The organism is Pseudomonas azadiae (assembly GCF_019145355.1).
Classification (GTDB): domain Bacteria; phylum Pseudomonadota; class Gammaproteobacteria; order Pseudomonadales; family Pseudomonadaceae; genus Aquipseudomonas; species Aquipseudomonas azadiae.
On sequence record NZ_JAHSTY010000001.1, the window covers coordinates 2,583,976 to 2,597,229 of the forward strand.

The window sequence follows — 13,254 nt, forward strand, 5'->3', positions numbered from 1 at the left end:
ATCACAGGTGGGAGCTGGCTTGCCTGCGATAGCATCACCGAGATGTGACTGACACACCTCAGTGCCTGCATCGCGGGCAAGCCCGGCTCCCACACAAGCCCCCACATGTTTGACCGCGTTTCGCCAGTTGTCAGCGAACGCTGCTTTCGAAGCGATTCACACCCGACAACTCCAGCACCAGCTTATCGCCCACATTCAGCGGACCCACGCCAGCCGGGGTGCCGGTGAGGATCACATCGCCCGCTTGCAGCGAGAAGCAGCCGGCCATGTGCTGGATCATCGGGATGATCGGGTTGAGCATTTGCGAGCTGTTGCCGTTCTGGCGCACTTCGCCATTGATGCTCAGGCGAATGCCGATGTCGGTCACGTCCGCAAAGGTACTGCTGACCACAAACGGTGCAATCACCGCCGCGCCATCGAAGGACTTGGCGATTTCCCATGGCAGGCCCTTGGCCTTGAGCTCGGCCTGCTTGTCGCGCAAGGTCAGGTCCAGGGCCGGAGCGAAGCCGGAGATGGCGTCCAACACTTCTTCACGGCTGGGCGTGGTCGACAAGGGCTTGCCGATCAGTACCGCAATCTCCGCTTCGTAATGCACCGAACCGCGCTCGGTCGGGATGCTGAAACCGCCTTCCAACGGCACCACGCAGCTGCCCGGCTTGATGAACAGCAACGGCTCGGTGGGTACCGGGTTGTCCAATTCCTTGGCGTGTTCGGCGTAGTTACGCCCGATACAGACGACTTTGCCTACCGGAAAGTGGATGTTGGTGCCGTCGACGTACTTGTGCTGGTAGCTCATGAAACGACTCCTTCAGGGCGGTTAAACAGCGAAGATCTTGCCAGGGTTCATGATCCCGTTGGGGTCGAACACGGCTTTCACTGCTTTCATGTATTCGATTTCAACCGGCGAACGGCTGTAGGTCAGGTAATCGCGCTTGGTCATGCCCACACCGTGTTCGGCGGAGATCGAACCGTTGTACTTCTCGACGGTTTCAAATACCCATTTGTTCACGGTGGCGCACTTGGCGAAGAACTCGTCCTTGCTCAGGTTTTCCGGCTTGAGGATGTTCAGGTGCAAGTTGCCGTCGCCGATGTGGCCGAACCAGACGATTTCAAAGTCCGGGTAGTATTCGCCGACAATCGCATCAATTTCCTGCAAGAACGCTGGCACGTTGGAAACAGTCACCGAAATGTCGTTTTTGTACGGCGTCCAGTGGGAAATGGTCTCGGAGATGTACTCGCGCAGCTTCCACAGGTTGTGCAGCTGGGTTTCGCTCTGGCTCATCACGCCGTCCAACACCCAGCCCTGCTCGACGCAGTGCTCGAAGGTTTCCAGCGCGTGGTTAGCGACTTCTTCAGTGGTGGCTTCGAATTCCAGCAGCGCATAGAACGGGCACTCGGTTTCGAACGGCGCTGGCACGTCGCCACGGCCGAGGACTTTGGCCAAGGCCTTGTCCGAAAAGAACTCGAAGGCGGTCAGGTCAAGCTTGCTCTGGAACGCGTGCAATACCGGCATGATCGAGTCGAAGTCGGTGGTACCCAACACCATGGCGGTGAGATTTTTCGGCGCGCGGTCCAGGCGCATGGTGGCTTCAACCACGAAACCCAGGGTGCCTTCCGCGCCGATGAACAGCTGACGCATGTCGTAGCCGGTCGCGTTCTTGATCAGGTCGCGGTTCAGTTCCAGCACGTCGCCCTTGCCGGTGACGACTTTCATGCCGGCCACCCAGTTGCGGGTCATGCCGTAGCGAATCACCTTGATGCCGCCGGCATTGGTGCCGATATTGCCGCCAATCTGACTGGACCCGGACGATGCAAAATCCACCGGGTAATACAGGCCGTTTTCTTCGGCGACGTTCTGCAATTGCTTGGTGACCACGCCCGGCTGGCACACGGCGGTGCGGTCGGTGAGGTTCACGTCGAGGATCTGGTTCATGTAGTCGAACGACACCACCACTTCGCCATTCGCCGCCACGGCGGCTGCCGACAGGCCGGTACGCCCGCCGGAAGGCACCAGCGCCACCTTGCGCTCATTGGCCCAACGCACGATGGCCTGTACCTGTTCGATGGTCTTGGGAAAAACGATGGCCGTGGGCGCGGGTGCGAAGTGCTTGGTCCAATCCTTGCCATAAGTCTCCAGAGAGTCGGCGTCGGTCAGCACTTTGCCGGGCTCAACCAGGGTCTTTAGCTCATCAATCAGGGCAGGATGGGTCATCGACAGAACTCTCGAACAATTCATGGTCATCCTGAGAACGCTTCACGTCGCAGGAATAGGTGTTTAGCGGGGCGCGTATGCTAGCATACCGCCCCCGCAGGACAGAGCCCAAAGGCGTTTCTGCGGTGACGGCTTTCCTGCCGTCCGGGTCAGCTTGCGCTGCTCGACTCCCTGCCAATTTTCTCCGGGATACAGGTTTACGCAGATGAGCAAGACTTCTCTCGATAAGAGCAAGATCAAGTTCCTTCTTCTGGAAGGCGTCCACCCTTCGGCTCTCGACGTTCTGAAAGCCGCCGGGTACACCAGCATTGAGTACATCACCAGTTCTCTGCCGGAAGCCCAGCTCAAGGAAAAGATCGCCGACGCGCACTTTATCGGCATTCGCTCCCGCACTCAGCTGACCGAAGAGATCTTCGACCACGCCAAGAAGCTCGTGGCGGTTGGCTGTTTCTGCATCGGCACCAACCAGGTCGACCTCAACGCAGCGCGCGAGCGCGGCATCGCGGTGTTCAACGCACCGTACTCCAACACCCGCTCCGTTGCGGAACTGGTGCTGGCCGAGGCCATCCTGCTGTTGCGCGGTATCCCCGAGAAGAACGCTTCCTGCCACCGTGGCGGCTGGATCAAGAGCGCAGCCAATTCTTTCGAAATCCGCGGCAAGAAACTGGGCATCGTCGGGTACGGCTCCATCGGCACGCAGCTTTCCGTTCTTGCCGAAGGCTTGGGGATGCAGGTGTTCTTCTACGACACCCTGACCAAGCTGCCATTGGGCAACGCCACGCAAGTGTCGAGCCTGACCGAGCTGCTGGGCATGTCCGACATTGTCACCCTGCACGTTCCGGAAACCGCTGAAACCCAGTGGATGATCGGCGAGAAGGAAATCCGCGCCATCAAGAAAGGCGGGATCCTGATCAACGCAGCGCGCGGCACCGTTGTCGAGTTGGACGCTCTGGCCGACGCGATCAAGGATAAACACCTGATCGGCGCCGCCATCGACGTGTTCCCCGTGGAGCCACGCTCCAACGACGACATCTTCGAAAGCCCGCTGCGTGGCCTGGACAACGTGATCCTGACCCCGCACATCGGCGGCTCCACCGCCGAGGCGCAGGCCAACATCGGTCTGGAAGTGTCCGAGAAGCTGGTCAAGTACAGTGACAACGGTACGTCGGTCTCGTCCGTCAACTTCCCGGAAGTGGCCCTGCCGGCTCACCCTGGCAAGCACCGTCTGCTGCACATCCACCAGAACATTCCTGGCGTGATGATGGAGATCAACAAGGTCTTCGCGGAAAACGGCATCAACATCTCCGGTCAGTTCCTGCAGACCAACGAGAAGGTCGGCTACGTGGTCATCGACGTCGATGCCGAGTACTCGGACCTGGCGCAAGAGAAGCTGCAGCACATCAACGGCACGATTCGTAGCCGCGTGTTGTTCTAACGCTGCAATGCCGCACAAAAAATGGGAGACCCGCAGGGGCCTCCCATTTTTTTGTCTGAACAACGCTTACTTGACGTTAACCGTGATGACTTTCGAGGCGACAGTGGGCTCGAATTGGCGATGCACGTTATCGCCAGCCACCAGTTGCAAGGTGTGCTTGCCTGGGCTCAGGGTCAGTTCGGTTTCGGTTTGCGCCTTGCCGAAGTGAATCGAAGTGGCGGTGGCCGGGATGGCTTCGTCTGCCTTAAGCGCCTTCACGTCCTGGTCCACCAGCAGGTGATGGTGGCCGGCGCCCGGTACCTGCTTGTCGATTGGCTCCAGGTCCAGACCCTTGACGCCAAACTTGACGGTGAAGGTTTTGTCGACGGTAGCGCCATCTTTGGGCGAGACGATAAACACCTCGGCCCCTTTGGGGGCAGGCGTACGAGGAACATCAGCGGCATTGGCCAACATCGAGGCGCCCAGCAACACGCTGGCCAGGGTTGCACGTGACAAAAGGGCTTTCATTCGCTTCTCCAGTTTTTCTGTGAAATCTGTAGGGGGATGACAACTTCGTGACAAATTGCTGTCCAAGGCACTCGACACCATAGCAAAGCGATGCTGAACGGCGCCTCGCACATCTGAATTTTCTAGGAGTGACCATGCGCTTTTCGCCTGGCCTGTTACTGCTGCTTCCTCTTCTGAGCCCATTGGCTCATGCCGAACTGATCGACGACGTCAATGACCGTGGCGAACTGCGCATTGCCGTTGAAGCCAATACACCGCCGTTCAACTTCAAGGAAGGCGACAAACTCACCGGCTTCGAAGTGGAGCTTGGCGAGCAACTGGCAGAGGAGATGGACGTACGCCCCTCGTTTATCACCACCGATGACACCGACCTGCTGCCGGGGGTAGAAACCGGCAAGTACGATGTGGCCATCAACCATATCGCTATGACTGCCGCGCTGCAGGATCGTTTCGATTTCAGTGCGCCTTACAACGAGAAGCCTGAGCTGGCGATACCGTTTCAGAAGGGTAATCCAGCGTTCAAGGTAAGTTTGGATGGGGCGCTGAAGCGGGTGAAGGATGATGGGCGATTGAAGGCACTGGCGCAGAAGTGGTTGGACGGCGACACACCAGTAGTCAAGGCACAGTAGATTCATTGTGGGAGCTGGCTTGCCTGCGATCGCCATAGGTATCTACACAACGTTCAAAGGCTGACAAATTTCCCTGTAGTGAGCGGGCTTGTCCCGCGCTGGGTGGCGAAGCCGCCCCAATAAAGACACCGCGCAGTTTCAGACAAACCCAATTCGCCTGGTTTGGGGCCGCAGCCCCGCGCGGGACAAGCCCGCTCACTACAAATGTGTAGATACCGATGCGCCATCGCAGGCTTGCCTGCTCCCACATTTGACCTGTATGGCTTCACAGAGCTGGGCGGGCTCAAAACGGCTCGTTGCCCCGCCGGCGAAACCAGCCAGTGAGGGACAGGCGTTCGCGCGTGGCGGGCATGACCTCGTGAGGCACTTCGCCGGAGAGGAACACCACCAGGCAACCGCCGCTGGGCACCACGTCGTATTCGACGCCGCCCTTGAGGTACATGCGCAACTGGCCGCCATGCTCGGGCAGCCAGGCGTCGTTCAAGTAGATCACCGCCGAGACCATGCGCCGGTCATCGTCGCGGAAGCGGTCCAGGTGCTTGAGGTAAAACGCTCCCGGCGGGTACATCGCAAAGTGGCTTTCGAAATCTTCCAGGCCGAGGAACAGGCCGCGGTTCATCGCCAGGCGCAGGCTGTCCATGATCGCCATGTAACGATCGCAGACCGCCGCATCGCCCTCTTCCAGCCACTGGATATGGTCACCGCGAATGCCCTCGCGGATTTCCTGGGCCGGGCCGCGCCCAACCGCCGCCGGGGCCAGTTCACCCTCGGCCGCACGTTTACGGCACTCAGCCGCCAGTTCCAGGGTCAGAGCCTGGGGCAGGAAGCCGTCCTGCCGGGACCAGCCCTTTTCGGCCAGGTCGTCGACAACGCGTTGCAGCAAGGGGTGATCGAGGGGTATTTGCATGGCGCGCATAGTATCCATACGCCTGTGAATCCGACAGAGCCGCCGAGCGTCTGAATACACTTTAGTCAGGTGACTGATAGGACTTCTCGACAAATCCTACGCCCGACACGGACAATAGTGGCCGACTGACAGGAGTCCATATGCGTCGTTTGTTTTTTTCCTTGCTGATGTTCTGCGCTTTGCCCGCTTGGGCAGACGGCCATGACCAGTTGTACAAGGTCGCCGGCTGGGCCGAACAACGTGCGCATTTCAATGACGCCCTCAGTGCCGCCCAGCAGCGCTACCGCAACAGCCTGCCGCCGGCGGTGTACCAGGCGCTGGTGGACAACAGCAATAAACGTTTTGCCGCCCAGGCCATGGACCAGCGTGCCGAAGCGCAATTGCGCAAGCACCTGGTGGATCCCAAACCCGCCCTGGGATTTTTTCAATCGCCCCTGGGCCGCAAGATTGTGGCCGCTGAGTTGCAGGCCACCCGCCGCGACCAACTGGCGAAAAACGCCCAAGGCCTGCCGAAAATCGAAGCCGACGCCACCCGCAGCCTGATCATCGGCCACCTGGCCCAGGCACTGCCGGCCCGTGAAGCCGGCGCCGAAGTCAGCCTGGCGATTGCCGGTGTGGCGGCCGACAGCCTGAGCCAGATGATCCCCGGCTTGTTGGGCGGCGGTCAGGCACAGGGCATGTTGAACGGCCAGCGTGAGCGGTTGATGCAGCAGATCGACAAGGACCTGAACAACACCCTGTTGTATGTCTATCGGGATTTGTCTGACCCGGAGCTGGAAGAATTCGCGACCTTTGCCGAGTCGCAGGAGGGCAAGGCGTATTACCAGGCGGCGCTGGCGGCCATTCGTGCGGGATTGGCTGTTGGTCAGAGTACCTCCAGCCTGGCACCGTAACCTGTGGGAGCTGGCTTGCCTGCGATAGCGGTGGTGGCTGACACACCGCTATCGCAGGCAAGCCAGCTCCCACAGTTGGGTTGTGTTACTTCAGATGATCCGTCAAATAGCGGAAATACTCCTCGCGAATCTCCGCAATCTCATTCGCCAAATGATGCCTGCCACGCGCCAGCATCAACACCTCGGGCTGGTCGAACTTGCTGCGCAGCACCTGCAGGTTGTGCTGCCAGTCCACCGTCATGTCTTCCTCACCCTGCACTATCACTGGCCGCCTTGGGCTGCGCGGCGCGGCTTCGATGCGTTTGATCCAGCGCGCCAATGCGCCCACCCAGGCGGTCGGCAGTTGGCGCGGCTGCAGCGGGTCGGCCTCAAGGAAGGGTTTGAACGCGGGATCATGGGTGTTCTCGCTGAACCGTCGCGCAATGCCGTTGACAAACGGCCGCAGCAGGTAATAGCTGAGTTGCGACCAGCCCCAGGCACGTGGCCGCACCAACGGCGATAGCAGGAAGGTCTTGCCCTGGGCCGGGCTGTCGGCGCCATGGTTGAGCAAGTGATCCACCACCACCGCGCCGCCGGTGCTTTGCCCGAACAAGTGCCAGGGCTGCGGCAGTTGCAGTGCGTCGGCCTGGCTGAACAGGGCCCGCACCACGTTCTGATACACCGAAAACTCATCGATGCTGGCGCGCGGGCCGCTGGACAGGCCATGGCCAGGCAGGTCACAGGCGATCACCACGAAACCCTGGTCCAGCGCCCAGTCCACCACATGGCGATATAACCCCATGTGGTCATAGAAGCCGTGAAACAGGAACATCGTGGCCACCGGCACTGGCGGCCACCACACCTGGGCGACCACCTCAAAGCCATCCACCTCGAAACGCCCCAGCCGGCTCACCACCGGCACGGTGCGCGCAGCCAGATCCAGCCCATAAAAACGCTGGTAGACCCGCGCCTCGGCCGAAAGCGGTTGCGCATCCACCAGGGGCCGCAGGCTTTCGCGCAGATGATCGGGGTCAAAGGTGACAGGCATAAAGGGTTCCAGAATGACGGCAAAGATGAATTTCGAGCTGCGATATTCATCTGTCAGGGCAAGCATGGCAAGCTACGCGACCTTCGAGGATACATCTGAATGCGACAGCCCCACCGCACCGCCTTGTTCGCCAGCCTGATCCTGGTTCTCTGCGCTGGCGTGCTGTGGGTGGCCTATGACTGGTTCCAGGGCCGCTACCTGCGCGCCTTCAGCGATCACACGGCGGTCTTTTCCGGTGACCCGTTGAGGCTGCCGGCCGAGCTCGCGGGGCCGGGCCCGATCCGCCTGGTGCACTTCTGGGACCCGGCCTGCCCCTGCAACGTTGGCAACCAACAGCACCTGGGCGAGTTGATCGAGCAATACGCGCCTGAAGGCGTCGAGTTCTACGCCCTGCAAAAACCCGGCAGCCACGGCCAACTGCCCGTCAACCTGCGCAAGATGAAAATCCTCAACGCCCTGCCCGGGGCCGACCAGGTGCCGGCCAGCCCGGCCGTGGGGATCTGGGATCGCAGCGGCAAGCTGGCGTATTTCGGGCCCTACAGCGAAGGCCTCACGTGCAATGCCAGCAACAGCTTTATCGAACCGATCTTGAAGGCTCTTGAAGCGGGACGCGCGGTGAATGCCACGCACACCCTGGCGGTGGGCTGCTATTGTTCGTGGCCAAAAGGCCCGTAGCTGGCAACTCCAACTCTTGGTAAGGAATGTTCATGAAGCGCGTCTTACGGGTTCTCGCGGTTCTGGTAGTACTGATCGCGCTTGGCGCCGGCTGGTACGTGTACAGCAAGCAGCCTATGCGCCAGGGCACGGTGACGCTGGCTAACCTGCAGGGCCCGGTCACCGTGCGTTACGACGACCGCGGCGTGCCGCACATTCGTGCCGAGAACGAAACCGACCTGTATCGCGCCCTGGGCTATGTGCACGCCCAGGACCGGCTGTTCCAGATGGAGATCATGCGGCGCCTGGCCCGTGGCGAGCTGGCCGAGGTGCTGGGCCCCAAGGTGCTGGAGACCGACAAGCTGTTTCGCAGCCTGCGCATTCGCGAGCGCGCCGATACCTATGTGGCGCAGCTCGATCATACGTCGGCCCACTGGAAGGCCCTGCAAGCCTACCTGGACGGGATCAACCAGTATCAGGACAACCACGCCAGCCCGATGGAGTTCGACGTACTGGGCATCCCCAAGCGGCCGTTTACCGCCGAGGACAGCATCAGCGTCGCCGGGTATATGGCCTACAGCTTTGCGGCCGCGTTTCGCACCGAGCCTCTGCTGACTTACGTACGCGATCAATTGGGTAGCGATTACCTGGAAATCTTCGACCTGGACTGGCAGCCCCAAGGCGCCCTCAACCTCGCCGCCAACGACTGGCAGGCCCTGGGCGCCATCGCCGCCCTGAGCGAACAGGCCCTGGCCGACAACGGCTTGCCGCAGTTCGAAGGCAGCAACGCCTGGGCCATCAGCGGTAACCGCACCAAGAGCGGCAAGCCGTTGCTGGCCGGTGATCCGCACATTCGTTTTTCGGTGCCGTCGGTATGGTACGAGGCGCAGTTGTCGGCGCCGGGTTTCGAGTTGTACGGCTATCACAACGCGCTGATACCGGTGGCGTTCCTGGGGCACAACCTGGATTTCGGCTGGAGCCTGACCATGTTCCAGAACGATGACCTCGACTTGATCGCCGAGAAGGTCAACCCGGACAACCCTAACCAGGTCTGGTATCACGACCAATGGGTGGACATGACCCGCACAGAACAGCAGATTGCGGTGAAGGGCCAGGCGCCGGTGACCTTGACGCTACGCCAATCCCCCCATGGTCCGATCATCAATGACGTGCTCGGCGAAAACGCCGGCAAGACGCCGATCGCCATGTGGTGGGCGTTCCTCGACACCCAGAACCCGATCCTCGAAGGCTTCTACCAGCTCAACCGCGCCGATACCCTGGCCAAGGCACGCGCGGCGGCATCGAAGGTGTCCGCGCCGGGCCTGAATATCGTGTGGGCCAATGCCAAGGGCGATATCGGCTGGTGGGCGGCGGCGCAGTTGCCGATTCGCCCGGCTGGAACCCACCCTGGTTTTATCCTCGACGGCAGCACCGCCCAGGCTGACAAACTGGGTTTCTACCCGTTCAGCGCGAACCCGCAGGAAGAGAACCCGGCGCGCGGTTATGTGGTCTCGGCCAATGCCCAGCCGGTTTCGCCGAGTGGCATGGAGATCCCCGGCTATTACAATTTGGCCGACCGTGGCCAGCAATTGAACCTGCAACTGAGCGATAACCGTGTGAAATGGGATGTCGACAACAGCCAGGCCTTGCAGCTGGGCACCACCACCGCCTTTGGCCCGCGCCTGCTGGCGCCGCTGTTGCCGGTGCTGCGCGAGGTGGTCAAGGACCCGGCGCAGTTGAAACAGGTGGAGCAACTGGCCGCCTGGCAAGGCGACTACCCGCTGGATTCCACCAGCGCCACGCTGTTCAACCAGTTCCTGTTCAACCTGGCTGACGCGGCCTTGCGCCCGAAGCTCGGCGACGCCATGTTCAAGACCCTGCTCAGCACCCGCGTGATCGACGCCGCCCTGCCACGCCTGGCCGCCACGCCGGATTCGCCGTGGTGGGACGGCAAGCGCGCCGACACCGTCAAGCTCGCCTGGGACAACAGCCTCGCGCATCTGAAGGCCACCTTCGGCGATGACCCGAGCCAATGGCAATGGGGCAAGGCGCACACCCTGACCCACGGCCACCCACTGGGCTCGCAGAAGCCGCTGGACCTGATCGTCAATGTCGGCCCGTTCCCGGCGCCGGGCAGCCACGAAGTGCCGAACAACCAGTCGACCAACATCGGCCCGGCGCCGTGGCCCGTCACCTATGGACCATCCACCCGCCGCCTGATCGACTTCGCCGATGCGGCCCACGCACTGACCATCAACCCGGTGGGTCAAAGCGGTGTGCCGTTTGACCGGCACTACGGCGACCAGGCGCAAACCTACATCGAAGGCGGCTACGAACAGGCGCACTTTAGCGATGAGGAAGTGACGGCGAATACGCGCGGTACGCTCAAGCTGCTACCTGCCAGATGACCGCAATCAATGTGGGAGCTGGCTTGCCTGCGATGCAAACGCCTCGGTTTTCCAGTTAAACCGAGGTGATGCTATCGCAGGCAAGCCAGCTCCCACACAAGCCTGCTCCCACATTGAAGCTAAACCGAGGCGGCTACTTTGCCCGCAACCGCCCCGGCGCCTCGCCGTAGGTCTCCTTGAACTTTTTGCTGAACGCCGCCTGGGACTGGTAGCCCACTCGGGCGGCGATATCCAGCAGACTCAGGCGCGACTGGCGCAGCAGGTTGAATGCGCGCTCCATGCGCAACTGGGTCAGCAACACCCAGGGTGACACGCCGGCCACTTTGACGAATGCACGCATGAACGTGGCGCGCGACATGGTTGCGGCAGCGGCCAGGCTGTCGATGGTCCACGCATGCCCAGGATCGCTCAGCATCGCCTGCCAGCTCTTGCTCAGGCGCTTGTCGGCGAGCAGGGCAAAGGTGCCGGCGACCGGCGCCTGCAGGGTCAGCCAGGCGCGCAGGATCAGGGTGAACAGCGCTGACGACAACGCGTCGATAAAGGCACGCGCGCCCAGCTGCTGGCCGTCCGCTTCACTGCGCAACAAGGCGATCAAGGCCGCAAGCTGCCCGTCGGCCTGCCATTGCCGGCTGGACACCACGAGGTATTGCGGTAACGCGCCGAACAACAGTGACTGGCGGTTGTAATGGAAGCTGCCGCAGAGCATGTCCAGGTCCGGCCGGTCGCCCCCCAATCGGTGCACCGTAAGCACGCCGCCTTCGATCACCTTGGGTTGCATCGGCTTGATCCGCGCGCCCTGGCTGCGCAACAGGTGAGTGGCGCCGCCAGGCATCAACAGGATATCGCCCTCCTCCAGGGTCACGTGCTGCCCGCCCGACAACTCGGCACGGCAGGTACCGCTGAGCACGATGTGATAAGGCGCTACGCCCAGGTTTTCCGGGGCGTGGTCCAGGGCCCACTCGCCCTGGAACTGGCAGCGCAAATCCAGGCTGCCGCGCAGGTTGGCCAATGCGATAAGGGTGTCGATCGAGTTCATTTGCGAGCATCGGTCAAAAAGATGAGCGGATTGAACAATAACGCCGCGTTCGAACGGAACAGACTAGCTTTACACCACCCACCCGTTCAGGAGTTACCGCAATGTTCAATAACTGGTCCGACTTGCTGCCTACCGTGAAGAAAGCCTTTGGCACGCTGGGCAAGAGCAACCCGAAGATGGTCAAAGCGTACATGGCGCTGGGCGAAGCTGCCGAGGAAAACAATGTACTCGACGCCAAGACCCGCGAGCTGATTTCCATCGCCGTGGCCATCACCACGCGCTGCGACGGTTGCATTGGCGTGCATGCCGACGCCGCGATCAAGGCCGGCGCCACCCGCGAGGAAGTCGCCGCCACGCTGGCCACCGCGATCTCGCTGAATGCCGGCGCGGCGTACATCTACTCGCTGCGCGCGCTGGAAGCCTACGACACGCTCAAACCGGCGCCGCAAAGTTAAGCCGGAACTGTTGCGGCGTCACGCCCAGCCGGCGGTTGAACACACTGCGCATGTGCTGGGCATCACGAAACCCGCATCGATAGGCCACGGTCTTGAGCGGTGCGGGGCTGCTTTCAAGCATCACCCGCGCCGCGTCCACCCGCGCGCGCTCGACAAACTCCGCGGGCGTTATCCGCGCCTCACGGGCAAACACCCGGGAGAAATTGCGCGCACTCATAGTGGCCGCCTTGGCCAGGTCGGCGATGGTCAAATCCCCCGTCAGGTTCGCCAGTACGTAAAGCTGCACCTGCGCTACCGCTGACGTTACTTCAGCGTGCGGCGTCAGGAACGGGCTGAACTGCGATTGCCCGCCCGCACGCTGGGTGAACACCACCAGCCGCTTGGCCACGCTCAGGGCGACTTCCGGGCCGTGGTCCTGGGCCAGCAAATACAACGACAAATCGATACCCGCCGTCACCCCGGCCGAGGTGTAGAGGTTACCGTCCTGCACATAGAGGCGGTCGGCTTCGACGTGGGCTGTGGGGCACAGGCGCGCCAGCTCAGCGGCATCGTTCCAATGGGTGGTGACGGTTTTGCCACCCAGCAACCCGGCGCGGGCCAGCATGAAGGCGCCGTTGCAGATCGAGCCGAAGCGTCGGGCGCGGGCGGTGGCGCCACGCAGCCAATCATCGAACGGCGCGCCGAAGTCTTCGAAGGGGAGTTGCGGGCCGCCGGCGACCAGCAGCAGGTCGTAGGCCTGCAGGGCTTCGCTGTAATGCCGGTGGGCCTGCAATGACAGGCCGTTGGAGGCGGCCAGGGTGCCGTGGCCAACACCGATGACCTCCAGCCGGTAGTGGTCCTGCGCCGGCAGAAAACGGTTGGCCTCGCAGAACACGTCCATGGGGCCGGTCACATCCAATGACTGGACGCCGGGGAAGATCAGGATGGCGACGGTTTTGCCCATGCACGACACACCTTATCTAACTGGATAAACACAAATCCCTGTGGGAGCTGGCTTGCCTGCGATGCAGACGCCCCGGTCCATCAGGTATACCGAGTAGATGCTATCGCAGGCAAGCCAGCTCCCACATTTGACCGGGTACACCCTTGGC

General features: G+C 61.7%; 13 protein-coding genes. 6 read left to right on the forward strand and 7 right to left on the reverse strand.

What is annotated here, in order from left to right:
• Positions 1 to 130: 130 nt before the first annotated feature.
• Positions 131 to 796: a fumarylacetoacetate hydrolase family protein gene (locus KVG91_RS11805; protein ID WP_169376866.1), complete on the reverse strand. Its 666-nt coding sequence runs from the start codon at positions 794 to 796 to the stop codon at positions 131 to 133.
• 21 nt (positions 797 to 817) lie between these two features.
• Complete coding sequence (locus KVG91_RS11810; RefSeq protein WP_169376865.1) at positions 818 to 2,212, reverse strand: FAD-binding oxidoreductase; 1,395 nt, start codon at positions 2,210 to 2,212, stop codon at positions 818 to 820.
• Between the two features lie 205 nt (positions 2,213 to 2,417).
• Here KVG91_RS11810 and serA point away from each other — a divergent pair, with 205 nt between their 5' ends.
• Positions 2,418 to 3,647, forward strand: coding sequence for a phosphoglycerate dehydrogenase (gene serA / locus KVG91_RS11815; RefSeq protein ID WP_169376864.1), 1,230 nt, complete (start codon positions 2,418 to 2,420; stop codon positions 3,645 to 3,647).
• A gap of 66 nt (positions 3,648 to 3,713) precedes the next feature.
• On the opposite strand, the gene KVG91_RS11820 is transcribed toward serA, so the two are convergent.
• The gene (locus KVG91_RS11820) at positions 3,714 to 4,154 is read right to left on the reverse strand and encodes a DUF4399 domain-containing protein (RefSeq protein ID WP_076951926.1); all 441 of its coding nucleotides are present in this window, start codon (positions 4,152 to 4,154) and stop codon (positions 3,714 to 3,716) included.
• A 134-nt stretch (positions 4,155 to 4,288) separates the two neighbouring features.
• On the opposite strand from KVG91_RS11820, the gene KVG91_RS11825 reads away from it, so the two are divergent.
• Positions 4,289 to 4,783 (forward strand): transporter substrate-binding domain-containing protein, encoded by a 495-nt coding sequence (locus tag KVG91_RS11825; RefSeq protein WP_169376863.1) that lies wholly within the window; start codon positions 4,289 to 4,291, stop codon positions 4,781 to 4,783.
• A gap of 283 nt (positions 4,784 to 5,066) precedes the next feature.
• Here the strand turns inward: KVG91_RS11825 and KVG91_RS11830 are convergent, their stop codons facing one another.
• Entirely contained in the window at positions 5,067 to 5,699 is a 633-nt protein-coding gene (locus tag KVG91_RS11830; RefSeq protein ID WP_169376038.1) for a 2OG-Fe(II) oxygenase, read from the reverse strand.
• 131 nt (positions 5,700 to 5,830) lie between these two features.
• On the opposite strand from KVG91_RS11830, the gene KVG91_RS11835 reads away from it, so the two are divergent.
• The gene (locus KVG91_RS11835; RefSeq protein WP_169376037.1) at positions 5,831 to 6,583 is read left to right on the forward strand and encodes a DUF2059 domain-containing protein; all 753 of its coding nucleotides are present in this window, start codon (positions 5,831 to 5,833) and stop codon (positions 6,581 to 6,583) included.
• Positions 6,584 to 6,668: 85 nt separating this feature from the next.
• Here the strand turns inward: KVG91_RS11835 and KVG91_RS11840 are convergent, their stop codons facing one another.
• Complete coding sequence (locus KVG91_RS11840; RefSeq protein WP_169376504.1) at positions 6,669 to 7,610, reverse strand: alpha/beta hydrolase; 942 nt, start codon at positions 7,608 to 7,610, stop codon at positions 6,669 to 6,671.
• Between the two features lie 99 nt (positions 7,611 to 7,709).
• Between KVG91_RS11840 and KVG91_RS11845 the strand changes: the two genes are divergently transcribed.
• Positions 7,710 to 8,285, forward strand: coding sequence for a DUF6436 domain-containing protein (locus KVG91_RS11845; RefSeq protein ID WP_169376505.1), 576 nt, complete (start codon positions 7,710 to 7,712; stop codon positions 8,283 to 8,285).
• A 32-nt stretch (positions 8,286 to 8,317) separates the two neighbouring features.
• Positions 8,318 to 10,672 carry a penicillin acylase family protein gene (locus KVG91_RS11850; RefSeq protein ID WP_169376506.1) on the forward strand — a complete coding sequence of 785 codons (2,355 nt, stop codon included), beginning with the start codon at positions 8,318 to 8,320 and terminating at the stop codon, positions 10,670 to 10,672.
• A gap of 133 nt (positions 10,673 to 10,805) precedes the next feature.
• Here the strand turns inward: KVG91_RS11850 and KVG91_RS11855 are convergent, their stop codons facing one another.
• Positions 10,806 to 11,708, reverse strand: a complete 903-nt coding sequence (locus tag KVG91_RS11855; RefSeq protein ID WP_169376507.1) for an AraC family transcriptional regulator — start codon at positions 11,706 to 11,708, stop codon at positions 10,806 to 10,808.
• Positions 11,709 to 11,809: 101 nt separating this feature from the next.
• Here KVG91_RS11855 and KVG91_RS11860 point away from each other — a divergent pair, with 101 nt between their 5' ends.
• Positions 11,810 to 12,163: a carboxymuconolactone decarboxylase family protein gene (locus KVG91_RS11860; protein ID WP_028618364.1), complete on the forward strand. Its 354-nt coding sequence runs from the start codon at positions 11,810 to 11,812 to the stop codon at positions 12,161 to 12,163.
• On the opposite strand, the gene KVG91_RS11865 is transcribed toward KVG91_RS11860, so the two are convergent.
• Positions 12,141 to 13,106, reverse strand: a complete 966-nt coding sequence (locus KVG91_RS11865; protein WP_217894888.1) for a GlxA family transcriptional regulator — start codon at positions 13,104 to 13,106, stop codon at positions 12,141 to 12,143. The two genes, KVG91_RS11860 and KVG91_RS11865, sit on opposite strands and share 23 nt — an antisense overlap.
• Between the last annotated feature and the right edge of the window lie 148 nt (positions 13,107 to 13,254).